General features: G+C 61.6%; 26 protein-coding genes. 9 read left to right on the top strand and 17 right to left on the bottom strand.

Translation table 11 applies throughout. The annotated features are described in order from the left end of the window. Window positions 1-25 precede the first annotated feature (25 nt). A complete protein-coding gene (rbsK, locus tag ACQZ6J_RS24905; protein ID WP_449086069.1) occupies window positions 26-982 on the top strand; it encodes a ribokinase in 957 nt (318 codons plus the stop codon). 162 nt (window positions 983-1,144) lie between these two features. Beyond that, window positions 1,145-1,861, top strand: coding sequence for an autoinducer binding domain-containing protein (locus tag ACQZ6J_RS24900; RefSeq protein WP_449086068.1), 717 nt, complete (start codon window positions 1,145-1,147; stop codon window positions 1,859-1,861). Between the two features lie 10 nt (window positions 1,862-1,871). Here ACQZ6J_RS24900 and ACQZ6J_RS24895 read toward each other — a convergent pair whose 3' ends face one another. The 5 genes from ACQZ6J_RS24895 to traA all read right to left on the bottom strand — a co-directional run bounded on the left by ACQZ6J_RS24895 (window position 1,872) and on the right by traA (window position 8,137). Beyond that, window positions 1,872-2,198, bottom strand: coding sequence for a transcriptional repressor TraM (locus ACQZ6J_RS24895; protein ID WP_449086067.1), 327 nt, complete (start codon window positions 2,196-2,198; stop codon window positions 1,872-1,874). Window positions 2,199-2,528: 330 nt separating this feature from the next. After that, window positions 2,529-3,134 (bottom strand): TraH family protein, encoded by a 606-nt coding sequence (locus tag ACQZ6J_RS24890; protein ID WP_449086066.1) that lies wholly within the window; start codon window positions 3,132-3,134, stop codon window positions 2,529-2,531. A 17-nt stretch (window positions 3,135-3,151) separates the two neighbouring features. Beyond that, window positions 3,152-4,387, bottom strand: a complete 1,236-nt coding sequence (locus ACQZ6J_RS24885) for a conjugal transfer protein TraB (RefSeq protein WP_449086065.1) — start codon at window positions 4,385-4,387, stop codon at window positions 3,152-3,154. Further along, window positions 4,308-4,838: a conjugative transfer signal peptidase TraF gene (gene traF, locus ACQZ6J_RS24880; RefSeq protein WP_449086064.1), complete on the bottom strand. Its 531-nt coding sequence runs from the start codon at window positions 4,836-4,838 to the stop codon at window positions 4,308-4,310. The genes ACQZ6J_RS24885 and traF overlap by 80 nt, the downstream gene beginning before the upstream one ends. Beyond that, window positions 4,835-8,137 carry a Ti-type conjugative transfer relaxase TraA gene (gene traA, locus ACQZ6J_RS24875; RefSeq protein ID WP_449086063.1) on the bottom strand — a complete coding sequence of 1,101 codons (3,303 nt, stop codon included), beginning with the start codon at window positions 8,135-8,137 and terminating at the stop codon, window positions 4,835-4,837. Before traA ends, traF begins: the two co-directional genes overlap by 4 nt. Window positions 8,138-8,391: 254 nt before the next feature. Here traA and traC point away from each other — a divergent pair, with 254 nt between their 5' ends. The 4 genes from traC to ACQZ6J_RS24855 all read left to right on the top strand — a co-directional run bounded on the left by traC (window position 8,392) and on the right by ACQZ6J_RS24855 (window position 11,283). Next, on the top strand, window positions 8,392-8,700 hold the full coding sequence (traC, locus tag ACQZ6J_RS24870) for a conjugal transfer protein TraC (RefSeq protein WP_449086062.1): 309 nt from the start codon (window positions 8,392-8,394) through the stop codon (window positions 8,698-8,700). 4 nt (window positions 8,701-8,704) lie between these two features. Then, window positions 8,705-8,920, top strand: a complete 216-nt coding sequence (gene traD, locus ACQZ6J_RS24865; RefSeq protein ID WP_449086061.1) for a type IV conjugative transfer system coupling protein TraD — start codon at window positions 8,705-8,707, stop codon at window positions 8,918-8,920. After that, a complete protein-coding gene (traG, locus tag ACQZ6J_RS24860; protein ID WP_449086060.1) occupies window positions 8,907-10,868 on the top strand; it encodes a Ti-type conjugative transfer system protein TraG in 1,962 nt (653 codons plus the stop codon). The genes traD and traG overlap by 14 nt, the downstream gene beginning before the upstream one ends. 145 nt (window positions 10,869-11,013) lie before the next feature. Beyond that, entirely contained in the window at window positions 11,014-11,283 is a 270-nt protein-coding gene (locus tag ACQZ6J_RS24855) for a WGR domain-containing protein (RefSeq protein WP_449086059.1), read from the top strand. A gap of 81 nt (window positions 11,284-11,364) precedes the next feature. Here ACQZ6J_RS24855 and ACQZ6J_RS24850 read toward each other — a convergent pair whose 3' ends face one another. From ACQZ6J_RS24850 to ACQZ6J_RS24820, 7 genes are all read right to left on the bottom strand, one after another. Next, the gene (locus ACQZ6J_RS24850) at window positions 11,365-11,724 is read right to left on the bottom strand and encodes an HVO_A0114 family putative DNA-binding protein (RefSeq protein WP_449086058.1); all 360 of its coding nucleotides are present in this window, start codon (window positions 11,722-11,724) and stop codon (window positions 11,365-11,367) included. Then, window positions 11,721-12,002 (bottom strand): toxin-antitoxin system TumE family protein, encoded by a 282-nt coding sequence (locus ACQZ6J_RS24845; protein ID WP_449086057.1) that lies wholly within the window; start codon window positions 12,000-12,002, stop codon window positions 11,721-11,723. Before ACQZ6J_RS24845 ends, ACQZ6J_RS24850 begins: the two co-directional genes overlap by 4 nt. Before the next feature lie 418 nt (window positions 12,003-12,420). Then, a complete protein-coding gene (locus ACQZ6J_RS24840; protein WP_449086056.1) occupies window positions 12,421-12,660 on the bottom strand; it encodes a hypothetical protein in 240 nt (79 codons plus the stop codon). A gap of 2 nt (window positions 12,661-12,662) precedes the next feature. Next, window positions 12,663-13,106, bottom strand: coding sequence for a DUF3846 domain-containing protein (locus ACQZ6J_RS24835; protein WP_449086055.1), 444 nt, complete (start codon window positions 13,104-13,106; stop codon window positions 12,663-12,665). 516 nt (window positions 13,107-13,622) lie between these two features. Then, entirely contained in the window at window positions 13,623-14,195 is a 573-nt protein-coding gene (locus tag ACQZ6J_RS24830; RefSeq protein ID WP_449086054.1) for a hypothetical protein, read from the bottom strand. Continuing rightward, window positions 14,188-14,421 (bottom strand): hypothetical protein, encoded by a 234-nt coding sequence (locus ACQZ6J_RS24825; RefSeq protein WP_449086053.1) that lies wholly within the window; start codon window positions 14,419-14,421, stop codon window positions 14,188-14,190. The genes ACQZ6J_RS24830 and ACQZ6J_RS24825 overlap by 8 nt, the downstream gene beginning before the upstream one ends. A gap of 84 nt (window positions 14,422-14,505) precedes the next feature. After that, window positions 14,506-14,826: a DUF736 domain-containing protein gene (locus tag ACQZ6J_RS24820; protein ID WP_449086052.1), complete on the bottom strand. Its 321-nt coding sequence runs from the start codon at window positions 14,824-14,826 to the stop codon at window positions 14,506-14,508. An 814-nt stretch (window positions 14,827-15,640) separates the two neighbouring features. Between ACQZ6J_RS24820 and ACQZ6J_RS24815 the strand changes: the two genes are divergently transcribed. Further along, window positions 15,641-16,225 (top strand): TetR/AcrR family transcriptional regulator, encoded by a 585-nt coding sequence (locus tag ACQZ6J_RS24815; RefSeq protein ID WP_449086051.1) that lies wholly within the window; start codon window positions 15,641-15,643, stop codon window positions 16,223-16,225. Further along, the gene (locus ACQZ6J_RS24810) at window positions 16,222-17,052 is read left to right on the top strand and encodes an EamA family transporter (RefSeq protein WP_449086050.1); all 831 of its coding nucleotides are present in this window, start codon (window positions 16,222-16,224) and stop codon (window positions 17,050-17,052) included. The genes ACQZ6J_RS24815 and ACQZ6J_RS24810 overlap by 4 nt, the downstream gene beginning before the upstream one ends. A gap of 540 nt (window positions 17,053-17,592) precedes the next feature. On the opposite strand, the gene ACQZ6J_RS24805 is transcribed toward ACQZ6J_RS24810, so the two are convergent. The 4 genes from ACQZ6J_RS24805 to ACQZ6J_RS24790 form a co-directional block, all read right to left on the bottom strand. Continuing rightward, window positions 17,593-18,396, bottom strand: a complete 804-nt coding sequence (locus ACQZ6J_RS24805; protein WP_449086049.1) for an ABC transporter ATP-binding protein — start codon at window positions 18,394-18,396, stop codon at window positions 17,593-17,595. Beyond that, window positions 18,386-19,258, bottom strand: coding sequence for an ABC transporter permease (locus ACQZ6J_RS24800; protein ID WP_449086048.1), 873 nt, complete (start codon window positions 19,256-19,258; stop codon window positions 18,386-18,388). The genes ACQZ6J_RS24805 and ACQZ6J_RS24800 overlap by 11 nt, the downstream gene beginning before the upstream one ends. Next, window positions 19,255-20,604 (bottom strand): amidase, encoded by a 1,350-nt coding sequence (locus ACQZ6J_RS24795; protein ID WP_449086047.1) that lies wholly within the window; start codon window positions 20,602-20,604, stop codon window positions 19,255-19,257. The genes ACQZ6J_RS24800 and ACQZ6J_RS24795 overlap by 4 nt, the downstream gene beginning before the upstream one ends. A gap of 86 nt (window positions 20,605-20,690) precedes the next feature. Next, window positions 20,691-21,671, bottom strand: coding sequence for an ABC transporter substrate-binding protein (locus ACQZ6J_RS24790; RefSeq protein ID WP_449086046.1), 981 nt, complete (start codon window positions 21,669-21,671; stop codon window positions 20,691-20,693). Window positions 21,672-21,805: 134 nt separating this feature from the next. On the opposite strand from ACQZ6J_RS24790, the gene ACQZ6J_RS24785 reads away from it, so the two are divergent. After that, entirely contained in the window at window positions 21,806-22,720 is a 915-nt protein-coding gene (locus ACQZ6J_RS24785; protein ID WP_449086045.1) for a LysR family transcriptional regulator, read from the top strand. A gap of 239 nt (window positions 22,721-22,959) precedes the next feature. Here ACQZ6J_RS24785 and ACQZ6J_RS24780 read toward each other — a convergent pair whose 3' ends face one another. Beyond that, on the bottom strand, window positions 22,960-23,814 hold the full coding sequence (locus ACQZ6J_RS24780) for a DUF932 domain-containing protein (protein WP_449086044.1): 855 nt from the start codon (window positions 23,812-23,814) through the stop codon (window positions 22,960-22,962). Window positions 23,815-24,298 lie beyond the last annotated feature (484 nt).

Genomic DNA, 24,298 nt, shown 5'->3' with positions numbered 1-24,298 from the left:
GTAGAAGCAGTCGGAGAAGCGAAATATGGAATCTGACGTTGTGATCCTCGGGGTTTTCGTCGCTGATACGGCATATTTGGCCCCTCAGCTTCCGGTCATTGGCCAGACCCTGCTGGGCTCGGGGTTCGCGTTAGGACCCGGCGGCAAGGGATCGAATCAGGCAGTTGCAGCAGCTATGGCAGGCGCGAAGACCACCTTTATTTCCAAGATTGGGCGGGACGCCTTCGGTGAGATTGCGCTTCGTACGTATGAGAAGGCAGGAGTTCGTGCACGTATTGTGCAGATGGACGATGTTCCAACGGGCGCTGCCTTCATCTATGTCAGTTCGGAAACCGGCGACAACGCAATTATTGTCTATCCCGGTGCGGCGGGTACCATATCGCGAGCGGACGTCGAAGACGCTCGTGATGCCATAGAAAGCTCCCGCGTTTTCGTAACGCAGCTCGAACAGCCGGTTGAGGCCGCGGAGACTGCACTGCGGATAGCTCGCGATGCTGGTGTGGTGACCATCTTCAATCCTGCACCGGCCGAAATCTTCCCCGATACGATCTATTCGCTCTGTGACTATATCGTTCCAAACGAAACAGAGGCGGCCGCGCTGGTCGGCTTCGAACTCTTGTCCATCGAAGACGTCCGGCGTGCCGGCGACATCTTTCTTGAGCGCGGGGCAAAATCTGCCCTCATCACGCTTGGCGGCCGAGGCGTTTTTTTCCACAGTGCCCAATCCTCAACGCATATTCCTGTGGTCTCCAACGGACCTGCGATCGACACGACTGGCGCCGGCGATGCCTTCGTCGGCGGTTTTGCCGCAGCCCTCTCGAATGGGATGGAGACGATTCAAGCCGTACGCTTCGGCTGTGCGACAGCCGGGATTGCCGTGACACGACGCGGAACGGCACCGGCGATGCCGGATCTCGGGGAAATTGAGGAACTGTTGGCAAAATCCGACGTCGCCCCAATGTTGCTCGGTATAGGGCCTTAAGCGTTGGTCGTTGCCGATGAAGGCATGGGTTCGGAGATTCCGCAGAGACGGCTGAACGACGGTTTGTTGCCCCTCATTCACGAAGCCTGACAGCCAGCCGTAGTGCCGGCTGATAAGGGAGTGGAATCTTGAGGTCAACGTCACAGAAGAGGAGATACTTGGTTGGATGGACAGCTTCAATCTCTGATCGATGCGCTCGATATCGCCAGCGACGAACGCATGGTGCGCACCGCCCTCAAGAGCTTTGCGGTCGCCTGCGGATACGAGCGCTTCGCTTACCTCCAGACTGCGGGCGGTGAGATCAAGACCTTCAACACCTATTCTGAGGAATGGCAGGGCATTTATCTCGACCGCCGCTATTCCCGCATCGATCCTGTCGTCACTACCGCAAAGCGGCGCATGGCGATGTTCACCTGGTCGGCCGACGACTGGAATGTCCGCGACATGACGAAAGAGGAGAGGCTGTTCCGTTCCCAAGCTATCGACTTTGGCGTCCGGAGCGGCCTCACCATCCCCATCGAGGGCAGCTTCGGTTCCATCCTCATGCTGACACTGGCAACCTCGCAGAAACAGGCCGACGCCTCCACGCTCGGCGACCGCGTCCGCGCAGAGCGTGCCGTTCTCTATGCCTATCACCGGCTGCGGATTTTGGCAGAACGCTCTCTGAGCGCCCCGAAGCTAGCCTTGTCCCCGAAGGAGCTTGTCTGCCTGAAATGGGCGGCGAAGGGCAAGTACATGCTGGAGATCGCTGAGGTCACTAACACCCAGTACCGCACTGTGCAGCACTATCTCGACAATGCCCGCGCCAAGCTCGGTGCCACAAACCTCACCCATGCCGTCGCCATCGCAAAGGACCGAGGCCTGCTTCAATCGGAGTGATGTCATTCTGTCAGCTCTCTTCCTGACAGTCCTCCGGCTCTTTCGGAATAAATCCTAGTAGATCCAAGAGGTCTGACAGCCGGTCCTGCTGTGCCATCGACTTTTTCCTCCGCGCCAGACATTCGGTTTCAAGGCTTACGACCTGTTCGAATGGGATGCTGCAGTCGGCCTTCGCACGTTCCCATTCGTCGAATACGATCTGATCGGACTCCATGAGTTGGCGGTGCTCGCGCATTGCTTCGATGACAATAGGCTCCAGCTCAGCCTTGCTTAGAGTGGCAAGGCGTGCGCTATCATTTCCCTTGCCTGGACCGTCCCGAGTGTCGATTTCCTGCATTACCCACCGCGTTCGAATTGGTCCGCGGTGCGCCCCCGCAAACGTTAATCCCTGATCCCAAGCCGGGGGTTGGAAACTGTACCTAGACAGTCCTGCGACCTTTAGCACCGGAGCACCTGGACATACGTCGCAGGCCCACCGGCCAAATGGCCAGAGGATTCTGATGTCGAAACGGCCGACATCAACCGCTAGATAGGGGTTTCCACACCCCGAGGCAGCGCGTACTGCCCTGTTAGCCTTATAGGGCCGGCCGCTGCTTTTCGCCAGAGACAACCCTGTGAATCTTACCAATTTTCCCCGGGGAGCCCCTGAGCATGGGCGGGGTTCCCGTCAAGGTTTAGTCGATCCGATCCCTGTAAGATCAACGCGAATCCCGGCCTTGTTCGGATCGCTGGCCGTCTCGTCTTTGGCCGCATCCTGAGGGCGTTCTTGCTCCTTCTCGCTGTCGACTTCGTCCGGCTCCGCGTCTTTCGGCTCCGTCGCCCCTGCCTCTGCCGGCTCCGGCGCCTTGAACACAGGCTTCCCCTCGAAATACCCCGTCTGCCAGGCGATGATGGCATCGTCGAACGCCTCGTCGACGGGATTGCCGTACCATTTTACGACAACGCGATAGACCTTAGCGAACAGCGCCGTTCCCATGCGGATGTTTTCGCAGGGGCCGACCAGATCGGGTTTGAGCTGGCCGGCTTCGAGAATACCGAGACCGGCCGGATATTGGGTGATGCCGACCCGGGTGACGTTCCGGCCGACATTTTGCCGGATCAGGTCCATCGCCTCCTCGACCGTGTTCGGCTTTGGGACGAGAACAACACGACTGCCGGAGCGTACCGTCACGGTCAGGGGATCGGGCGATCCCATCTGCTCGATAAACTTTTCGACGATTGCCGGCTTCAAGCCGGGATCGGCACATTGCTTGATCAGGGCGGCGTCGACCATCCGAACTTCTCCATATTTCAAATGTTGAATGCGGTGACGAGGGGCAGATCGAAGAGCCGCGCCCAGGCGGCGGCGCTGGCTTTCTGGATCGCGACGATCGGCGTGCCCGACGTCCACCAGCCGTTTCCAGTCGCGACGATCACGTCGGGCGTGTACAGCATCGAGTGGAGGACCGGCCATATCAGGAGCTGCTCGTAGCAGATCAGCGGCGCGATCCGGGTTCCCGCCAGGTCGACAACGGGATTTTCAAATAGATGCGCCCGAGCGCCACCGACCTGCCCGGTCCAAGCGCGCCAGGGCTGCCACATCGAGCCTGGAACCGGCATCCGCTCCCGATAGAAAATCCGCGCGTCGCCCTCTCGGATCGCAACCAGCACATTGTCGTAGGCGTCCGGATCGACCTCTGCCGCGCCGGCTAGCACAATCACGTCTGAGCCTCGCATTCCCTCCTGCCAAAGGCGGCGGACGGTCGGCGTCCAGAATCCGAGGGCGCTTTCCGGCAGGACAACGAAACGGGCGCCATCGACAGCTTCGGCACGGACCCTTGCGATCATGTCACGATGCCAGTCGAGAGAGGTATCGCGGCCGAGGCTTTCGCCGAGTGCAAGGTCGACGCCCTTCCACTTCTCCGGCAGAACCGGATTCGTCCAGTTTGCGGCGGACCAGAGCCAGAAGCCGGTCACGGCAATGGCAGCAGCCCGCCACCAGCGCGTCGTCATGACCGCAAGGCCGGCTGCGGTGGCGCCAAGCCCCCACCATCCCCATCCGGAAAAGACGACGCCGGCCGCGGTCAGCGGATGCGCCCAGCCGACGATGCCGAAGGGTGGCAATGCCATCAGCACGGCGGCCGCCCCATATCGCAGCGCCCTCCCCCATCCCGGTCGATTTGTCCAGAGCACCGTATGAACGAAGACGAAGCACAACGATGCAGCGAGCCAGAGCATAAACCCAGGCCAAAGATCGGAGGCGTAGAAGTTGGCGACGCCCTGCGGCAGCCCGCGTGACGCCGCCAGGAAGTAGCCGGCCGAGACGAAAGCCGCAATCATGCGCGATCTCGAATGCGCCCACAGCACCGGAAACAGCATCGCCAACGGAAGGGCAAGGGCCTGTCCGCTCCAACCGATCGCGCCGATCGCGACCGAGGCGGCTGTCAGGATAGGCCCATAGAAGGGATCACGGATCGAAAACGAGAAGCGGGCGAGCAAGTCCGAGCACGCCATCCGCCGGGACCGGCCCGAAATATCGTGAATCATAGGAGGTCTCATAGGGAGAGAAGAGAAAGACAAAACCGGGCGGGACGATCCCGCCGGCATATGGTTGAAGCGCCCTGCCCGCCCCGTCGCTCGCGCGAATGGACGAATGCGCCAACGGCGCACCATCGATGACGACGTTGACGCCGGTTTCGACCCGCTGGCCTGCAAGAGCAGCGACGGTCTTGATCAGCGGCGCGAATCCACCGGGGCAGAGACCACGGCGGAGATAGCCACGCTCGAATGCCGCCGCAAAACCCGGCGTCGCCGGTGGGCAGACGAAGACGAGGTCATCGCGGGCGACCGGGCGGTTGATGCCAACGATGCGCCATAGTCCGAGCGGCTCGCTGGGGGTCAGGTTGATCCGCAAGCCTGCGAACCAGCCGGTGGCAGAGACCGCGAGAAGACCCGCACCTGCAATGCCAATGAAGCCGACTACGCGCCGAGGACTCATGGTTTCAGGGCCTGGCTTTGCCGCTGCGTCTGGCGCAGGCTCTCGGTCTTCCGGAGCGTCTCGGCGGTGCGCTCGTGGGCGGCAAGCTGTTGCGCCGTCCGCATCACCGGCCAGGCTTTCACGAGCTTCTCGCGCTCGGTGGCCCCAAGCCCTTCCGCCGCCTTGTCGAAGACGCTTCCGCTCGGGGCGCGGGCGGCGTTGACGAGCAGACTGCGCTCGCCGAACCGTTCCGCCACCGCCTTGCCGAAGGCATCGATCTCGGCCTTGATCTCGCGGTTGCTGATGGCGTAGCCGACGGCGGCCGCCAGGTCGTTGCGGTCGATCGCGTCGCGCACCCGTTCGAGCACCGTGAACGCCGCCGGCGACAGCGCCGGAATATCAATCGAGACGCGATGGCGCAGCGTCTGCTCTTCCTTTCGTATCCGCTCTTCGGCGGTCTGCCGCAGATCGAGATAGCGTTCGATGTCGCGCTTCAGCGCCGGCACGTTGACCTCGGCAATTCGCCGCGCCTCTTTGTCGGATTTCGAGGCGAGCAGGCCCGTCTTGCCGCTGAGCGGGCCGATCGACGCGGGCGCGGCGACCAGCCGGTCCAGCGTCTGTTTGGCAACCTGGCGATCGGTGAGAACGGCGTTGAAGTCCATCGCCCGGAAGGCTGTTTCCGGATCAGCGAAGACATAACGGAAGCGGCTCGACAGCTCCTCCCATTGTTTCTTGACGGCGGGATCGGCGAGCAGCTTTTTCTCGACCGCATCGTCGAGCGCGGTCGGGTTGAGAGGGATGCCGGCAACCATCGGCTCGGTCTCCTTTCTGGTTTGGGTTTTGCGGGTTTCGATGAGGCCGAGACGCTCACTGAGGCCGCGCAGGCGAACTGCGAGATCGGTGAGCTTCTGCTTCTGGCGGACGGTCCATTCGAGCCTGTCGTGGACCAGCGTGCGGGCGACACGGGCGATCTGCAGGCCGCGGTTTTCGGCAAAGCGCAGCGCCTGCCGGTAGAGCTCGCCGCGCTCGTAGTCGAGCGTCGTCTCCTTTGCAGCACGGCGCGACAGGATCTGCACGAGACCGCCGGCCTTGGCGAAGGAACGGGCGCCGTAATAGAGCGTCATATCCTCCCGGTGGCGGGTCATCGCCACATAGGTCAGGTGGCGGTCAAGCGACAGCGATGCCAGCACCTTCACCCGGTCGACAGTCGCCCCTTGGGATTTGTGGATCGTCGTCGCGTAGCCGTGATCGACGTTGCTGTAGACGCGTTGTTCCACAGTGATCTGGCGACGATGCTCGCCCTCACCGACCTCGGCCACGATGCGGCCGGGTACTGCTTCCACGACACGAGCGATCATGCCGTTCTTCACGCCGAGGACCGTGTCGTTCTTCAGGAAGACGATCTGGTCGCCGGCATCGAACTTGCGTCCACCCTCAGCCGTCGCAAACGCATGGCCCTCACCGACAATGCCACGATCAACCAGGCAGGTCCGGGCGAGATCGTTCAATGCGCGAACGTCGCGGCGCAGATGCGCGAGGATCAGCGTGGTCTTTGCCGGATCGTATTCGTTGTTCCAGTCGTCGATCAGACGCTTGACGGCGGTTGCCTTGAGCTTCTCGCCGACCACGCGGCTCTTCGCCTGATAGGCGCCGATCGCCTCCGCCACACGACCGCGGGCAAGATCGAGCGAGGCGGTGCGCATCCACTCTTCGCGCTGGCGATAGATGGTCTCCAGCTCGGCATAGCCGATGCGGTTGACGATCGCCCGGAAGGAGGCGCCGGCCTCAATGGGTTGAAGCTGATCGGGATCGCCGATCAACACGATCTTGGCGCCGGCCCGCACCACCGCTTCGAGGAACACCGTCATCTGTTTCGAGGCCACCATGCCAGCCTCGTCGAGCACGAACACGCTCTTCGCATCGAGGGTATTCTTGCCGTCGCGCCAGCGCAGTTCCCAGGATGCCAGCGTTCGGCTTTCGATGCCGGCTTCCTTCTCAAGACCCTCGGCCGCCTTGCCGGCGAGCGCTCCGCCGACGACGCGGTAGCCGGCCATTTCCCAGGCTTCGCGTGCCGCTTTCATCATCGTCGTCTTGCCCGCGCCAGCACGGCCGACGACAGCCGCTATCCGGGCGCTGCCGGCGACATGCTCGATCGCGACCTTCTGCTCAGGCGAAAGATTGCCATGACGCACGAACGTCGTCTGTAGCACCTTGTCCTTGACGCCGTGACTGGCCTGCTCCGAGAGCCAGATCGAACGTCTCGCCATCTCGGCTTCGAGCCGGATCAGCTCGTGCGTCGTATAGCGGGCGCGGATGCGCTCGCCAGTCGCAAGATCGATGGCGTCGCGATCAATCCGTAGCAATTCCTCGCTCCGCAGGATGCGCGCCATCACTTCCTGGAAGGTGCCGGCATGATCGATATAGCGGTGCAGGACCTTGGCGATATCGCGTTCGTCGAAGACGCTCTTCTCGGCGGAAAGAAGATCGAGAACGACCTCGGGACGCTTCAGGATCCGCGCGGCGTTCTCCCCGCGCTGGGCGTTCAGAAGATCGATCCGTTCCAGCGACGGCTGCCATCCCTGCTGCTCGGCCTTGCGCTGGATCGCACGCGCGCCGACGCCGACATGGACGGTCGGAACGAGATCGATCCCACGCTCGGCATAGGATCGCCCATCGACGCGGGCCTCAAACCCGCGCAATGCCAGATGCTCGTTCTGCAGGTCGAGCCAGCGGTTGCGCTGCTGCAGGAACTCCGCCTTCTCCCCGGCCCATAGCCGATACTGGATCTTGCCGCTTTTCGTGCGCACCGGCTGGCCGTCATCGCCAACGACGGCAATCTTCTTCGCCCCGAAACCGCTCTCGGTCAGCGGGCGCAGCGTCGTCATCAGGTGAACATGCGGATTACCGGGCTCGTCATGATAGACCCAGTCGGCGACCTGCCCGCGTGACAGGACCTGTTCGAACACGAAGTGGCGCATCAAGGCGATGTTCTCCGCCTTCGACAGTTCGACAGGCAGCGCGATGATGAACTCTTTGGCGAACTGCGCGTCCTCGCGCTTCTCGAATCCCTCCACCTTGTTCCAGAAGGCTTCGGCTGCCCCGGCAACCGGGCGATCAGCGATCAGCGCAAGCGCCCACTTCGGGGCATCCGGCGGTAACAGGAACTCCTCATGGGCGAGATTGCGCTTGTTCGAATAGTCGACTGCCCGCCCCTCGATCTCATAGGTCATCTTCGCGCAATGCCGGTAGGCGGCCGACAGCACAGCGCTGCGGCCATTGCCGCGTCCGATGAGCTGGGGCGTAAAATGCGTGATGGCCACGACGAAACGATCTCCTGACAGGATCAAGCACCATGTTCGTCAGGAGGAGGCAGCGGCCCCCGGCAAGGCCAAACGCAGGCGTCGCGTCAGCGACGTATTACTGCGCCCTTGGATCCGCTCCTTCGGAACGGCGGGATCATCCTCCAAGGCGTCGGCTTTGCCGACTGTAGAATAAACGGGGGTGCGCTTCGCGCCTCCCCCCGGCAATCTTGGGCTCTACGCTTCGCTCTATCGCCCAAGGAGGTCCAGCCGGAATGAAGAAGCCGTCGTCGAAGATCAGGGAAGAAATCGCCAGATTGCAGGATCAGTTGAGAGCCGCCGAAACGCGCGAGGCCGAGCGCATCGGCCGGATCGCGCTGAAGGCGGGTCTCGGCGAGATCGAGATCGAGGAAGCCGAGCTTCAGGCAGCCTTCGAAGAGGTGGCTGGACGGTTTCGCGAAGGTCAAGGGGCAACAGCGGGATCGTCAACCGGGAAGAAGAGCGCTGGCGGGAGCAGGACCGGCAGCGAATCGTCCGCGGCGATCGCGCCTGGCGCGAATGCGGGCGGCGCTGGCGAGGCTTGAGCGGATGAAACGTTCCACGACATCCGAAGCGCGAAAGAAGGACACGCGCGAGAAGATCGAACTCGGCGGCCTCATCGTGAAGGCAGGCCTGCGCTACGAGAAGCGGGCCATGTTGCTCGGGCTGCTGATCGACGCTTCCCGCCGGATCCGCGACGACGAACACGAGCGCGCCCGATGGATGGCCATCGGCGCGGAGGTCTTCGGCGATGACGGCGAATAGGATGATGCTCGCCCTCGTCCCGGCCCTGCTGATGATCGCCGTCCTGTTCGCCATGACCGGGATCGAACAATGGCTGGCCGCATTTGGAAAGACCGCCCAGGCGAGGATGATACTCGGACGGATCGGCATCGCCCTGCCCTATGCGATGGCCGGCGCGATCGGTACGATCTTCCTGTTTGCAGCGGATGGCGCGGCCAATATTAAGGCGGCCGGATGGAGCGCGGCAGGCGGCGCGGCGATCGCCGTGATTATCGCTGCGGTCCGCGAGATCCTCCGGCTTTCGCATCTGGCAAGCGGTGTACCGGAGGGACGCTCTGTCCTCGCCTATGTCGATCCAGCGACACTGCTCGGGGCCTGCGCCGCGTTGTTTGCCGGCGTGTTCGCAGTGCGTGTTGCGATCAAAGGCAATGCCGCTTTCGTGGCCGCCGCGCCGCGCCGCATTCGTGGCAAACGCGCCATTCATGGCGAGAGCGACTGGATGGGTATACCCGAAGCCGCCCGGCTGTTTCCCGATGCCGGCGGCATCGTCATCGGTGAACGATATCGCGTCGACCGTGACAGCGTGTTGGCGATGGCGTTTCGCGCAGATGTGAAGAACACATGGGGGGCCGGCGGCAAGTCTCCCCTGCTCTGCTTCGACGGATCGTTCGGCTCGTCACACGGCGTCGTCTTCGCCGGCTCCGGCGGCTTCAAGACGACGTCGGTGACGATCCCGACCGCGCTCAAATGGGGCGGCGGGCTCGTCGTGCTCGATCCGTCGAGCGAGGTCGCGCCGATGGTGGTCGAGCATCGAAGACAGGCTGGACGGAACGTCATCGTGCTCGGCCCCGCCCATGCCGGGATCGGCCTCAATGCGCTCGACTGGATCGGCCGGTTCGGCAGCACGAAGGAGGAGGACATCGTCGCTGTGGCGACATGGGTGATGACCGACAATCCGCGGCAGGCGTCGGCCCGTGACGACTTCTTTCGCGCCTCGGCCCTGCAACTGCTCACCGCGCTGATCGCCGACGTCTGCCTGTCAGGTCATACGGAAGAGAAGGACCAGACGCTGCGCCAGGTTCGGGCGAACCTTTCGGAGCCTGAGCCGAAGCTGCGCGAACGTCTGACCAATATCCACGACCAGTCGGATTCCGCCTTCGTGAAGGAAAACGTCGCGCCGTTTATTTCCATGACACCGGAGACGTTCAGCGGCGTCTACGCCAATGCCGTGAAGGAGACGCACTGGCTCTCCTATCCGAACTATGCGGCGCTGGTTTCGGGGTCGAGCTTTACAACCGATGATCTCGCCGCCGGCAATACCGACATCTTCATCGCACTCGATCTCAAGGTGCTGGAGACGCATCCGGGGCTCGCCCGCGTCATCATCGGCGCCCTGATGAATGCGATCTACAATCGCAATGGCGCGGTGAAGGACAGAACGCTGTTTCTCTTGGACGAGGTGGCGCGTCTCGGATATCTGCGCATTCTCGAAACCGCCCGCGACGCCGGGCGCAAGTATGGCATCACCCTGACGCTGATCTTCCAATCGATCGGCCAGATGCGCGAAGCCTATGGCGGGCGCGACGCCACGTCGAAATGGTTCGAGTCGGCGTCGTGGATCTCCTTTGCTGCGATCAACGATCCGGAGACGGCCGACTATATTTCCAAGCGCTGCGGCGACACCACGGTCGAGGTCGATCAGACCAGCCGTTCATCGCAGATGTCGGGATCGTCGCGCACGCGCTCAAAGCAGCTCGCCAGTCGCCCGCTGATCCTGCCGCATGAGGTCCTGCGCATGCGCGGCGACGAACAGATCGTCTTCACCGCCGGGAATCCACCGTTACGCTGCGGACGTGCCATCTGGTTCCGGCGCGACGACATGACCGCGTGCGTTGGCGAAAATCGCTTTCATCGCATACCGCTTGGACCGGAGAAGCCGGGCGTTGCCAGCGGCTCACTTGAGCCGTGACGGCCCCGCAACCAGAAAGATGGCCGATGGGGGGCTCCGGATCAAGCGACCCGTCCGACAACATATCACCACCGTGAATCAATCGGGGCCAACCGATTCAAATGTGTCGTTGGACGAGGAGTCCGCACTGCGCGATCCTGCGGCCATGATCGCGCAACCGTACCACCTTTATGTCGAACGGACGGACCCAACGAAGAACATGGCCCGCTACTATGCCATGTCGATCGAGCCGACGCTGTTCGGACAGGCGTGCCTCGTTCGTCGATGGGGACGCATCGGCGCCGGTGGTCAGAGGCTGGTGCATTATTTCGAGCGTGAGGAGGAAGCGGTCGACCTTTTCCTCGCGCTTCTCAAACAGAAGCGCTCGCGCGGATACAGATTAAAACCCCATTCGGGTCAGAAGACGAGCATCTGACTGGCGATAAAGTTCGCCTTTCCTAACAAGGCGTGGAGCGGGGGGCTCGATGCCCCCGGTTCACGCCAACGCCCGACTGGATCAGGCGGCCGCCTTCACGTCGAATTCGAAATGGAGCTGGTCATACGGAAACTCAACGCCAGCTTCCGTCCTGTCCAGGACGCCAGCGTTGACGAGCGTCGTCACGTCCTTGTGGACGGCCTGCACGTCCCGGCCGACGCGGCGGGCGACTTCCCGTATCGCCAGCGGTCCTTGTCCTGCCATCGCCTTGATGATCGCGAGCCGTGGCGGCGCGAGAACCCTGTGCATGTCGTCATAGCTTGGAAAATTCACCGACGGCGTGGCGGGAACGACGACGCCCTGCAATGCCTTCTGTCCGGCATTCACGAAGCGGGTCTTGGCATCGGCAATCGAGCTTAGTCTGATGACGAGCGTCCTCATGCGAGTATCCTTTCCATATCCGCCTGAAACGCATCGAACAATGCTTCCAGCGTTGTGAACTCTATCGGTTCCTCGATATCGCCGAGATGGCGATGATCGCCCTTGCCGCGCTCATTGTCATAGCGCATGACGCACTCGCCATTGACGATCAGCGCCAGACGATACTTGAAATGGTGGCTGCTGCCCGGGACGGGGGTCGGCACATGCCACAGAACCGTCTCGAAAAATGCCGTATCGCTGACGGTGGTTCTCGATTTTTCGATCAGCACGGCTTCCATGTTGTTTTCGATAACATCACCAATCGTTGTTGTCAAGAACAACAGCGATGGGCTGTCTTGCGCAGCAAAGCCAACGCCGGGTTTCGACGCCCCGGCGCAGGCTCCGGGAGTGCATGTTTCGGCCGAAAACCGTTCCGCCCGAGAAGGGCCGGAACCGGCCCTCCTCTCGTGATCCTCGATCACCCCCGTCAATTGCCCGCGCCATCTCCGGGAAGGTCGCCGTTGATCGCGGCGGCGAGCCGGTCGATACCCTGCGCATCGAGGGCGGCGAATTCGCCAAATCCGCATGACAGATATTCCAACTCCTCCGGGCGGGTTTACGCATCGCGCCAGAAGATCAACGCGGCGGTGATGGTGGCCCGGTCGACGCGGTCAAGATCGATGCGGACGTTTCGCAATGTCGGCATGGTCGATCCTCCTATGGGCGGTTCGAAAAGAGCGGCATGATGCGCTTCTTCGTAAGGCGGTCGCGGGTGGTCGTGAACATCGAGCCATCCCATTCCCGCCACGTCTCCCAGCCGTTGATGGTAGCGCGTCCATACCAGACGCGCACCTTGACGGTTGTTTCATCGATCTCCTCGACGATGGACACGGTAAAGCTGCCGCCCATATTCGACGGGGTGTCGTAGACCTCAACCTCTTTTTGCCGGTCGGCCATGGTCAAGCCTCCGGTCGGATGATGACGGGTCGGCTTCGCTGGACGCGAATGGTGAAACCCGCGACGCGGGTGCCGATGATCCCCGGCTTATCGATATGCTCGAACGCCGGATCGAAGACGGCGCGGGAAATCAGGAACTGCCCCGCGACAAGATCGATGGAATGGGTGGGCGAAACGCTGTCACCTTCCTCGTTCACGCCGGTCACGAGCAGGTTCCCGGCCAGCGGCGACGGGAAGTTCTCCAGTTGGGTGAAGCATTCGAGGCCGTCGACAAGACCGTTATCGTCGCAATAGGCGACATGGTATTCCCCGATCCGGACGGCATCGATGCAGGTGCAATCGATATAGGCATAGATGGATTTGAGGGTGTCTTTCCGGTCGATCTCAACGCTGCGGATGGTTCCGGCCTTGGCGTCGATCAGGTAGCCGATGAATTTGTCTGTCATTGGGATGATCTCCTTCTTCCCGCGAAGCGGTCTTGCTCTTGCCCTCGTGGGCAGGAGCCCCGCTCCTGATCCCGAGCAGTCGGCGATCCGATCGGGAGAGAGGGGGACAAGGACAAAATCGGGAGGGGGATCACCCGCCCATCGGGCCAGTGCGGTTCCGCCTTCGCGGATCCGTACCAGGTCCTGCACGAGGCAGCAGAACGCCGGCCAGCCGGCGGGCTGCCGGTGAGGAAGGACGGGGAGACCCGATTTTGTCCTTGTGGGGGAGAGAGCGGCGGCCGTTCTTTCCCCTCTGAGGAGACAAGGTCTGTATGAAATACAGGCCGTCTGATCTGTTTCGGCGCTCTGGCCGGTTTTCGTTGCAAAGCAACAGCACCCGCCCCGGCTCGATGCCAGGGCGGGCGCTGCGGGCGCGATTGGCAGAGTCCAGCGATCTCCTCTCGATCAGGGAAAAAACGCGGGTGACGGGATGGTCGGGCCATCCCTCACCGCAGCGGGAGCAACGAAACCGCATGATCAGAATGCGAAAGCGGCCTGCCCGCTCGCCTCCGTATAGGTCATGCTCTCGCCCGCCGCATAGCGCTCTCGGCCAAGCTCGGACCATTGCAGATGGCCGGAACGGTCATAGCGGAACCAGCCATCCTCGATCCCGAAGATCATCCCCCATGCCGTATCCTCGGCGCACAGTCGGTCGGTATTGATCGGCCAATGCTCGCTACCCTTCTCCTGTCGGCAAACCATGGGCGCGCTGAAGGCGCGAATGACCGCGCCGCGCTCGTCGCGTTCGGTGGCTCCGACCTCCCGCATGATCTCGCGGGCTTCCGCCGTGGTGATATAGCCGGAAGCCTTGCTGTCCTCATGATGCGAGTAGCGGCAGCCGTAGGCGATGGCATTCATGATACAACCGGGTTCGGTGAATTCCTGCGTCGCCAGCAATTCGCGCCAATGCCCAGCGCTGATCAGGTCGACGGCGTGCCACCAGCGGGCAGTCGGCCCGCTCGAATAGCCGTGGCGGTTCGGTGCGCCATTGCGGTCGATCTCGAAACCCAGTGCCGCCTCGACATGCCTGACATAGGGATGATCAGCCAACAGCGGATGGCGAAGGCCGATCCTGCGCGGCCGGTCGCCATCGGGGGCAGCAGACCTCGATGGGGAAGCGGAACAGTCTCGACGGCAGGTTCCACGGCTCATGCAACTCGAAACCGTGCGGCACGGACAGGGAGTTATTGATGTCGAGCAGGGCAAGGTTGGGCGCAAATCCCTTTTCCACGATCCTTGCGCCAAGGGTGTCTGTGGTTGGGCTATCCATCGTCATCGTCTTTTCCTGAGTTCTTCCGGGCTGTTCGGCCCGCCCGAAGGGAGCGATCCCCTCGGGCAGGTCCGATGTTCCAGCGGTTGCTCAGTCCCACGGGATGACGGCCATCAGGTCTTCGTCGTCCTGCCCCGGATAGCGGCCCAGATTGGCATTGAGCCTGCCGTGGCCGGTGTTGATGGTGAGGCTGTGATAGTCGCCACCGTTCTGGTTCTTCCGCTTCCAGATCGCACCGATCTCCACCTGTCGGCCCCTCGGGGACTTCGCATAGAGGCGGTAGACCGGCGCATCGGGATTGGTGCTGCGGTTCTCCTTGCCGGTGATGTCGAGGTCGTAGGAGATGGAAGCGATATTGCCGGTAAGGGTATTGTCCTCGCCGACGCGGATGAAGTTTGCATAGTCGGTCATTGTCTGTCTCCGTTGGTTGCGATTGCCACCCCGAAGGGCAAGCCCCCTCGGGCGAAGCCTCTACCCGGTCTGATCCGGGGGAATGGCCTCTGACATTCCCCCGGACAGAGGGGGGAGGGCGAAAGCCCGCCCCTCGGCGACGGCCGGGCGGGTCAAGGGGTCGTGGCGGGCAAAAAACGGAAGGTTCGGCGCGCAGCGGTGAAAGCCGTTTTTTTCCGGCGCGACAAGCGGCTCTGCCGCGCCTGCCCCTTGATCCGAACGGCCGGCGATGTCATGGGGCGAAACAAACAAATGCGGCCCGGCACGGGCCTCATGGCCGGGTGCTTCAGCAGCCGATGGACAAGCGATCGTCACCGGGATCGGCGGAGACGGCCAAAGAGCCGGCTCCGTGCCGAAGGCATAGAGCGCGCGCGCTCGTACCGAGCGGATTGCCCGAACAGTGCGCGCAATCTTTGAGATATAGGCCGTGATACACGGCGGTCGTTTCCCACGAGGCTCCGGAAAACCCTACGGCGCTATTTGGGAGCGCGGGTTTCCTCCGCCTGCTCCGCTCGCCTGCGGCTCGCTCCGGCCGCGGCCGCGCCGCCCGGCGGCGCTGCGGCTGGAAAACAACATGGACTGCGCTGCGCGCAGACTTTGCCATGTCAATCATGCCGGTTGGCGCAGCCTATGCGGCGTGGAGCCGGACGGGCGCATGTGCCTTGGAACAATCTCGGGGCAGGCGTTGCTGCTATCCAGACGTTCCTACGCCCATTGACCAAACCTGCGGACCAACGTATGAGTGAGACAGGTCTGTATCATTTAAGGCGTTACCATGTCACTCCGCGCCGACGCCGCCGAAAAGCGCCAGCATATTGTTGAAACCGCCTATCGCCTGTTCAAGCGCGATGGCTTCCACGCCACCGGCATAGACAAGATCATTGCCGAAGCCGAGGTCGCCAAGATGACCATGTACCGGCATTTCCCGAGCAAGGAGGGGTTGATTGTCGAGGTTCTGGACTGGCGGGCGGCTCGCTTCAAGAGACAACTCGACCGGCTCTCCAAAGCGGAGATGACGCCGAATGAGAAGATCACGGCGATTTTCGACTGGCACGAACGTTGGTTCGAGAGCCCGGATTTTCATGGCTGCCTGTTCCAGCACGCGCTTGCCGAGTTCGGAGAGCCGACGCATGCCGTATTCGAGGCGGTCGCGCGGCAAAAGCACGATCTGCAACAGCGGCTTCGGGATATCCTGGCGCAATCCCTGCTGGATGCCCGCGCCGGGCACATCGCCACGACGCTATTCATGCTGATCGAGGGCGCAACGGTGCTCGCTCATATGGGACAAGGCAAAGCAGCGATCGTCAGCGCCCGGAAGACGGCGGCCGATGTTCTGGCATCGGCGGGAACCCCTCAATGAGCGCGGTTGTCGTCGGCCTTACGCTGTTCGCCGCGATCTTGCACGCCGCATGGAATGCTTTCCTGCGCAACGGCGGCGATCGGCTCTGGACCGTGACCGTCATGAGCTTCGCCAGCACGGTCTTCGCCCTCCCCTTTGTGTTGATCTATCCTCTGCCGGCGTCGGGGGCCTGGCTCTATATCGTTCTCTCGGCCGTCCTTCAGGTCGGATACAGCATCTTCCTCGTCGCGGCCTATCGGTACGGCGAGTTGGGGCAGGTCTACCCGATCGTGCGCGGAACCGTGCCGCTGCTGGTGACTTCAGGCGGTTTCATCATCACCGGTGACAAGCTCAATCCCTACCAGATCGCCGGCGTCGTGCTTATTGCCGTTGGCATCATGAGCCTGGCGCTCGGAAAGGGGCGAGCTTCTACCTCGTCCATCCTGTTCGCGCTGGCGACGGGCGCAATCATCGCCGCCTATGCGACCGTGGATTCCATAGGCGTGCGGCAAACCGGGCAAAGCGGGGCTTACACCGCTTGGTTGCTCGTCCTGTATGGGACATTCCTGCCAGCCGCATTCCTCGCCCTGCGTCGGCGGCTGGTGGTCGACTTTCGCGCACCCGACACATGGAAGGCGTTTGGCGGCGGACTGGTCGCGATGATCGCCTATGGCGTCGTGGTCGCGGCCTTCGCCCTCGGGCCAGCCGGCCCGATCACAGCGCTACGGGAGACAAGCGTTGTGTTCGCGGTCCTGATTGGCTGGCTGTTTCTCGGGGAAACCCTGACCGTCCGGCGCATTGTCGCCTGCGTCATCGTTGCGGCCGGCGCTATCCTGCTCGGGCACTAGCGAAACAGGTTCCCCTCTGGCGATCAATTGTCGCCAAAGTCTGCGCGTGGGCAGGTTGCTGCCTATCGATCATGCCGGCACGACGTGAAACGAGCCAGACGCGATCCGGAAACATGAAGAGCATCGGAGAAATCAGCATCGCGCCGGCTGGCGGCCGGGATTTCGGGAATTCTCGCTGCGGAAGAAGGGCAGCCGCAGGAGCTTCAACATAGTGGCCTGAAGGGGAAGCGGGACCGACTGCCCCCGCGCCTTGCGCTCCGTTTGATGGGCGGGCGGGGAGTGTCGAGGGGTGGGACGCCAGGGGCACCCCTCGCCCCCGCCCCGCGCCGCTCGATGCGGCAAGGGACAGCCAATCCCTGCGATCAGGGGTCCCTTCGGCAGGATCAGGCTATGGCGCGATTTTCGCAGCTGGTCCCTTGGAGATCAGCCGCCGAATATATGCCGTAATTCCGGTTCCGATCCCTCGGGATATCCGACTTAGCGGCGGCGGTTCTAAGCGTTTTGCATCTGCGACCGGGGCTGAATTCGTGCCAGTGATGACTATCCGCTGGGCATGCTATCGAGAAGTTTAGATACAGATTTCGCGTAGGCCGCAAAAGCTTCGTTCAATCTGAACTCACCCGTCCTCGGATAGCCAGCGTCTATGTCAATCGATCCCACAACCCTTCCTGGGCGCGGAGCCATGACCACTATGCGGCTGGATAGATAGACGCTTTCCACTGTACTATGCGTGACAAAGACGACCGTGCAACCCGTCCGGCGCCATATCTCCAGCATATCGTCGTCCAACTTGGAACGGGTAATTTCATCGAGCGCGGCGAAAGGCTCGTCCATCAGAAGCAGCGCCGGTTTTGTGACCAGAGCACGAGCAATCGACACTCTCATCTTCATGCCGCCCGACAATTCACGCGGATATGATTTCGCGAAGGCTGCGAGCCCAACCATCTGCAGACAGTTAAGGACTTCCTGTCTATCATCACGTTCAAGGTCCGGCTGAAGGGTGAGCGGCAACGCGACATTCTCTTCCACCGTTGCCCAAGGCAGGAGGTTAGGCTCCTGGAAGACGTAACCAACTGTCGCGGATAACTTCGGTGCTGACTGAACTTCGACAACACCCGATGTCACAGTGCCGAGATCAGCGAGAAGCCGGAGAATCGTTGACTTTCCGCATCCGGACGGACCGAGCAGGCTGACAAACTCGCCCCGTCTGATCTCCAGATTCAGGCGATCGAGAGCGATCGTTCCATTGTTGTATTTCTTCGTCACGTTGCTGAGACGCGCCAAGACATCAGGCGTGGCGGACACCAGTCGAGGCATCACCCGATCATGCATCTCAGTTTTCATTTTTCGTCTCGCTTTCGTGCCAGTGACGAAGAAGCTTCGTCTGAACCGTGCTCATGATGTACCAGATGGCGATACCGAACCCGGAAAGAAGCATCAGCGCCGCGAACATCCTTGGGACGTCAAGCATGTTGCCGCTTTGTACAATGGTCCAGGCAAGGCCGGTGGATGTGCCGCTTCCGGCAACGAACTCGGCAACGACCGCGCCGATGACAGAAAGTCCTGAGGAAATGCGCGCACCCGATAGAATGAACGGCAACGCTGCGGGGAACTGAAGGTAGCGCAATCGCTGCCATCTCGTCGCCCGATACAGGGTGAAGAGATTTTGCAATCCGTGGTCCACCGATTTTATCCCGATCACAGTGTTCGAAAGAACCGGGAAGAAGGCGACCAGCCACGACAAAATGAGCAGCGCCAACCAGACACGCGACAAGCCGACCCATATGATGATCAGGGGGGCGATGGCGATGATGGGCGTCACCTGCAGAGCAACAGCGTATGGCCAGACGATCCTCTCCGCTGTTCGCGACATGGTGACGATTGTCCCGAGTGCCACGCCGCTGACCAAGGCCAGAAAGAAGGCACTGATCGTGACGAACGCCGTGTTTCCAAGCGCGCGGAGCAGGTCCTGCCAGTTTGCAAGGAGGGATGAGAAAATGAGCGTGGGAGCAGGAAGGACGTAGGGCGCGATATGAAGCAGCCGGACCGTAACTTCCCATCCCAACAGGAAGACGAGACCTGCCAGAAGCGGGAGCCACCGGTCCAATAACTGTACCCAACGCCGGCGGTCGTTCACTTCGTCAGGTGTCATGCTGTCTGTCCACTCAGCATCTTGAACTGGAGACGATTGGATTTCGGCTGTCATAGCAGGGGTCGCCTCCGATCGGTGTTAGCCGTTTCGAGCGCTTGTGCGACGGCCAAAAGTCGTCGCTCCTCGTACCACGGCGCCACGAACTGAATTCCAACCGGCAGCCCGTCATCCGTGAAGCCACACGGCACGGAGATGGCCGGATGTCCCGTCAAATTGAACGGATACAGCCCGGCCGCCCAAGCGGCGTAATCCTCACTGTCGACGGAACAGCCCGCTTCCGCAGCCTTCGGTGGTCCGGTCAGCGTTGGCGTCGCAATGACGTCGACGCTTCTGAACGCCGTCTGCACCTTCCGGAAGAGGATCGTTCTTTTTGCCTGCGCTTCCGCCAAATCGCTGGCTGTAAATGATCTGCCGAGTTCCACCAGTGCGGCAAAGCTGGAACTCCATTTTGATCTGGCACCTTCGCTCTGCTGGCTCCATCGACCGGCATGACCCACCGCGCCGATCACCCTGTAGGCGTCATACGCATTGTCAAGAAGGTCCGCAGGAAATGCCTCGATAAGGGCTGCGCCTGCATTTTCGAGAGTCTCCAATGCCCTCACCGAAAGATCGAGGATCGCGTTGTCCGTTCGGTATCCTCCAGGGTGAGGAATCCAGCCGATACGCAAGCGGAGAGGTTCGACCGCGGGCATCGCTGTATCGGGGTATGCCGGCCGGCCGACGCTTGCGGCGTCATGATCCGACCCGCCTGCCATCACCGATAGCATCAAATGCAGATCCGAAACGTCGCGCGCCATGGGTCCGAAGGAGGCATAGTTTCCGAAACTGTCGGGAAAATGCTCATGAGGAACTCTCCCGGCCGTCGGCTTCAAGGCAAGAATCGCCGTACATGAGGCCGGACATCTCAATGATCCGCCTCCATCCGAGCCCAGAGCAAGAGGACCGATACCTGCTGCGAGCGCCGCCGCGGCGCCACCGCTCGATCCGCCAGGCGTGTGGCTGGGAGACCATGGATTTCTCGTAGTGCCGTAGAGCGGTGACGTCGTGGTCACCTGATGGAAGAACTCCGGGGCGGTCGACTTGCCGAGCAGGATGGCTCCGGCCTCCTTCAATCGTGTCCAGACGAGATCGTCCTGTGCGGCGGTCGTTTCGACCATCGAGGCTGACCCCGATGTCAGCGGATGACAGGCGGTCGCGATACCGTCCTTGACGGTCAGCGGAATTCCGTGAAGCGGGCCAGTTATATCGCCACGCGCCAGCGCGAGGTCCGCCAAATCCGCTTGCTCACGCGCTTCCTCATAAAGCGGTATCGCAATACAGTTGATCGAGGTCGATAGGAGTTCAGCCCGGCGAATGGCAAGTTCCACAATCTCCCGCGCCGATACTTTCTTGGCTCTCATCAGCGCAGTCAGCCTATGAACCGGCTCGTATAGCAAATCGTCACCGTCAAGCCTCGGTAATCTCATGGATGCGTTCGGCATGATCTTCACTTCGCCGAAGACAGGAATTGCAGCGTATAGGCCTGTTTGAAATCGAGATCCGCGGGATAGACTCCTGCCTTGACCATATCCTCGAAGAAAGACTTCCACCGTTCGTCCGTCATCAGGCCGATATTCGTCTTGTCTCCAACGATGTTGCGTTCGCGAAGCTGCTTGATTGACGCCTGCCAGAGGCCCTCGCCATAGGAGGGATCCTTGTTGATCGAGGTGGCGAGCTTCATGGCGGGCGTATAGTCACCCGTCATACAAGCGTTCCATCCTTGGGACGTCGCCTTGAGGAAGGCCGAGACCGTATCGGGATGTGCGTCCAGGTAGCTCTTCATCCCGAAAACGGTGGTCGCATAATTGGAATAGCCGTAGTCGGCGAGCAGCATGATAACAGGCGGCTTGTCCAGCTTGCCGCCCAAATAATACTCATCCGCTGTTACATAACCCTGCTGCACGGACGTCTTGTCGGAGACGAACACGGCCGGATTGTAGGTGTACGGGCGGAGCTGATCGTCGGTGAAGCCGAATCTCGACTTGAGGAACTGCCAGAACTCGGCCCGCGCAAAGTCTGCGACCATGACCGGATGGCCTTTAACATCTTCAAGCTTCGAAATTCCCTGATCGGCATGCGCCACGAGTGTTTGCGGATCCTTTTGGAAGTAGGCCGCGATCGTCACAGCGGGAATACCCTGTTTCACCATATTCAGCGTGGTGAAGCTGGATCCCATTCCAAGATCCTGTTCTCCCCCGGCCACCAGCATCGCAACATTGGTGCCGGGGCCGCCGGGAATAAGATCCACATCGAGGCCCGCCTTCTCATAAAGCCCCTCGGCCTTTGCGTAGAAGAAACCGCAGTGTTCGGCTTCGGGAAGCCAGCCGAGGCCGAAACGCACCTTTTCCAGTGCAGCGGCTTCGCCACTCCAGCCGAGTGATGCGAGCGTGATTGTTGCGGCAATGCAGATGGAAGCGCGGTTTGGCATGGCAGTCTCCGTTTGTTCCCTTATGCGGATTACGCTATCCAGTATATTGTCCCTCTCAAAGCGTCATTTTTGCATCATATTGTCCCAACTATTGCAGCACTAACATGCTGCAGTCGGCCCGCTAAGGAGCTACGATGAACAGGAAGAACCTGAGATTTATCGAGCAGGTCTCGCGGTTCGGTTCGATGCGGAAAGCTGCAACTACACTCAACATTTCGTCCTCGGCGCTCAACCGGCAGATACTCGCTCTGGAACACGAGATCGGCACTCCGCTGTTCGAAAGGCTTCCCACGCGGCTGCGGCTAACGGCGGCAGGCGAAGTGCTTGTCGCACATGCTCAGACCATGGAAAGGGAATACCAGCGAACCATGGGCCGGATCGCCGCCCTGAAAGGCATGGAGCGGGGCGAGATCCGGATCGCCACGATGGGCGGGCTGGTAAACGGCCCGCTGATCACTCTGGCCTGCGATTTCATCCAGCAGCACAGCCGTGTGCTGGTGCGCGTCGAAATCATGCCGTCCGCGGATGCGATTGCGACCAAGGTTCTGTCCGGGGAAAGCGACATAGGCCTCGGGTACAACATCCTGCCCAATCCGGCCTTGCGAACCCTGCAAGCGGCCGACGTGGAGATCGGAGCCGTCGTCTCTCCCGGTCATCCCCTCGCTCGACAGGATAAATTGAGACTGTCGCACTGCGCAGAATATCCAATCGTCACCGGAACAGCATCAATGGCGATCAGAGGACTTGTTGAATACGCATTCGCTTCAGCGGGGCTTCCTCTGCAGCCAACTGTGGAGACGGATTCAATGGAGGTGATGAAGCAGTTCGCAATAAGCGGCCGCTGCGTCGCCTTCCTCAATCCGTTCGATCTCAGTGCTGAGGCTTTGCGCGGCGAACTGATATGCTTGCCGTTGGCGGAACGTCATTTCTCGACACCGGTCTTGAAACTCGTTGTCAGGTCGAAAGGTGTGCTGGAGGCAGCGGCCGGACAGCTTGCGGAGGAAATCAAGATCCGCATGAGCAGTATTTCGTTCAAGGCAGAGAGATGATCACCGGTACGCCGCTTGGCCGCATCGACGAACCCGAGGATATCGCGCAGGTCGCGATATTTCTTGCATCGGAGGATTCGCACTGTGTTCCGTTTTCATGGGGCGGGCGGGGAGCTTCGAGGGGTGGGGCGCCAGGGGCACCCCTCGCACCTGTCCCGCGCCGCTCGATGCGGCAAGGGACAGGCAAGCCGCCGGGGAACTGCGCCGCCTTGTGCCGGCGGCGCGCTGTTCCTGCGTATTCACCTGCCGCCTTTCAGTTCCGCCATCCGCTCGCCAAGCAGCCAAAGGGCCTTGTTCAGCTTGATATCCTGATCGATGCCATTGACGGCGCGGGACTTCACGCGGCGCGGCCTGCCGAGATCGTCGCGACCAATGCCGCGCAACCCGCCCTTGACGGCGTTCTCCTGCACCACATTCCAGACCGTCCAGAGATCGTCGGCGCGGTCGTCGTGACGGCGGGGAACAAGCAACTGCTCCGCCTTGATCGGCGTCGTGGTTTCGCCCTCGCTGTCGCCAAAGCGGAGAACATGGGCGGCGTCCGCGAGAATGTCCTGTTCGTCGCGGTTCAGCCGCAGGGTCGACCAGTCCTGTGGAGCGGCAAGGGTGCGTTCGGCTTCGCCAAGAACGCGATAGGTGCCCTCGATGACCTTGTTCTGCACGTCGCCGGAATGGCGCACCTTAATCGCGTCGATGGTGCCGGTCTGCGCCACCAGAGAATTGAGGCAGCGAATGCGGAACAGTCCGGCCAGCAATTCGTAGGCGCTGGTTCCGTCGTTTGCGTTCTTGATGAGGATTTCGCAAACGGTGTCGCCTACGTTGTAGACTTTACCGTCATCGATGCGACGCATGCGGATGAGGTGCTTCGTGAAATCGGCCTTACCCTCGGTACGGCTGCGCGACTGCTTCGCGCCGACCGGCATGAAGCCTTCCCGCATGAGACCGCGCAGAATGTCGATGGTCGGAATGGGCATGAAGCGTTCGGACCGGCTTTCATGTGCGGTCACGGCGAAGATGGAAGGGGCGATACGGCGCATCTCGGTTTCGGTCAGGGCTCGGCCGGTGTCGAAACGTGCGGTCTCCGTGTAGATGGTCATGGTCTGTCTCCAAAGTTTCCCGTTGCCACCCCGAAGGGCAAGCCCCCTCGGGCGAAGCCTCTACCCGGTCTGTCCGGGGGAATGGCCTCTGACATTCCCCCGGACAGAGGGGGGAGGGCGAAAGCCCGCCCCTCGGCGACGGCCGGGCGGGTCAAGGGGTCGGGTCGGGCAAAAAACGGAAGGTTCGGCCGCAGGCGGAAGGCCGTTTTTTCCCGGCGCGACAAGCGGCTCTGCCGCGCCTGCCCCTTGATCCGAACGGCCGGCGATGTCATGGGGCGAGAAAAAACAGGGCGGCCCGATACGGGCCTCATGACCGGGTGCGCAAGCACTCGCTGGACAAGCGATCGTCACCGGGATCGGCGGAGACGGCCGAAGAGCCGGCTTCGTGCCATCGGCATAGAGCGCGATCCGCTCATGAAGCGGATGGCCTAACACGTCACACGCACAGCGATCTCAGCAGGACCTACTCCTGTCTCCGACGATG

This window comes from Rhizobium sp. A37_96 (genome assembly GCF_053521765.1).
The sequence above is the reverse complement of the archived record's forward strand: the minus strand, read 5'-3'. Positions and strand labels throughout refer to the sequence as shown.

Excerpts from the sequence above, each read along its gene's own strand:
- rbsK (WP_449086069.1), top strand. The coding sequence starts at position 26 with ATGGAATCTGACGTTGTGATCCTCGGGGTTTTCGTCGCTGATACGGCA.
- ACQZ6J_RS24815 (WP_449086051.1), top strand. The coding sequence starts at position 15,641 with ATGTCACTCCGCGCCGACGCCGCCGAAAAGCGCCAGCATATTGTTGAA.
- ACQZ6J_RS24840 (WP_449086056.1), bottom strand. The coding sequence starts at position 12,660 with ATGGCCGACCGGCAAAAAGAGGTTGAGGTCTACGACACCCCGTCGAAT.
- ACQZ6J_RS24780 (WP_449086044.1), bottom strand. The coding sequence starts at position 23,814 with ATGACCATCTACACGGAGACCGCACGTTTCGACACCGGCCGAGCCCTG.
- ACQZ6J_RS24820 (WP_449086052.1), bottom strand. The coding sequence starts at position 14,826 with ATGACCGACTATGCAAACTTCATCCGCGTCGGCGAGGACAATACCCTT.
- traD (WP_449086061.1), top strand. The coding sequence starts at position 8,705 with ATGAAACGTTCCACGACATCCGAAGCGCGAAAGAAGGACACGCGCGAG.
- ACQZ6J_RS24805 (WP_449086049.1), bottom strand. The coding sequence starts at position 18,396 with ATGAAAACTGAGATGCATGATCGGGTGATGCCTCGACTGGTGTCCGCC.
- traG (WP_449086060.1), top strand. The coding sequence starts at position 8,907 with ATGACGGCGAATAGGATGATGCTCGCCCTCGTCCCGGCCCTGCTGATG.
- ACQZ6J_RS24835 (WP_449086055.1), bottom strand. The coding sequence starts at position 13,106 with ATGACAGACAAATTCATCGGCTACCTGATCGACGCCAAGGCCGGAACC.
- ACQZ6J_RS24855 (WP_449086059.1), top strand. The coding sequence starts at position 11,014 with ATGATCGCGCAACCGTACCACCTTTATGTCGAACGGACGGACCCAACG.
- ACQZ6J_RS24785 (WP_449086045.1), top strand. The coding sequence starts at position 21,806 with ATGAACAGGAAGAACCTGAGATTTATCGAGCAGGTCTCGCGGTTCGGT.
- ACQZ6J_RS24800 (WP_449086048.1), bottom strand. The coding sequence starts at position 19,258 with ATGACAGCCGAAATCCAATCGTCTCCAGTTCAAGATGCTGAGTGGACA.
- ACQZ6J_RS24845 (WP_449086057.1), bottom strand. The coding sequence starts at position 12,002 with ATGGAAGCCGTGCTGATCGAAAAATCGAGAACCACCGTCAGCGATACG.
- ACQZ6J_RS24850 (WP_449086058.1), bottom strand. The coding sequence starts at position 11,724 with ATGAGGACGCTCGTCATCAGACTAAGCTCGATTGCCGATGCCAAGACC.
- ACQZ6J_RS24825 (WP_449086053.1), bottom strand. The coding sequence starts at position 14,421 with ATGACGATGGATAGCCCAACCACAGACACCCTTGGCGCAAGGATCGTG.
- traF (WP_449086064.1), bottom strand. The coding sequence starts at position 4,838 with ATGAGTCCTCGGCGCGTAGTCGGCTTCATTGGCATTGCAGGTGCGGGT.
- ACQZ6J_RS24885 (WP_449086065.1), bottom strand. The coding sequence starts at position 4,387 with ATGATTCACGATATTTCGGGCCGGTCCCGGCGGATGGCGTGCTCGGAC.
- ACQZ6J_RS24810 (WP_449086050.1), top strand. The coding sequence starts at position 16,222 with ATGAGCGCGGTTGTCGTCGGCCTTACGCTGTTCGCCGCGATCTTGCAC.
- ACQZ6J_RS24895 (WP_449086067.1), bottom strand. The coding sequence starts at position 2,198 with ATGCAGGAAATCGACACTCGGGACGGTCCAGGCAAGGGAAATGATAGC.
- ACQZ6J_RS24795 (WP_449086047.1), bottom strand. The coding sequence starts at position 20,604 with ATGAGAGCCAAGAAAGTATCGGCGCGGGAGATTGTGGAACTTGCCATT.
- ACQZ6J_RS24790 (WP_449086046.1), bottom strand. The coding sequence starts at position 21,671 with ATGCCAAACCGCGCTTCCATCTGCATTGCCGCAACAATCACGCTCGCA.
- ACQZ6J_RS24890 (WP_449086066.1), bottom strand. The coding sequence starts at position 3,134 with ATGGTCGACGCCGCCCTGATCAAGCAATGTGCCGATCCCGGCTTGAAG.
- traC (WP_449086062.1), top strand. The coding sequence starts at position 8,392 with ATGAAGAAGCCGTCGTCGAAGATCAGGGAAGAAATCGCCAGATTGCAG.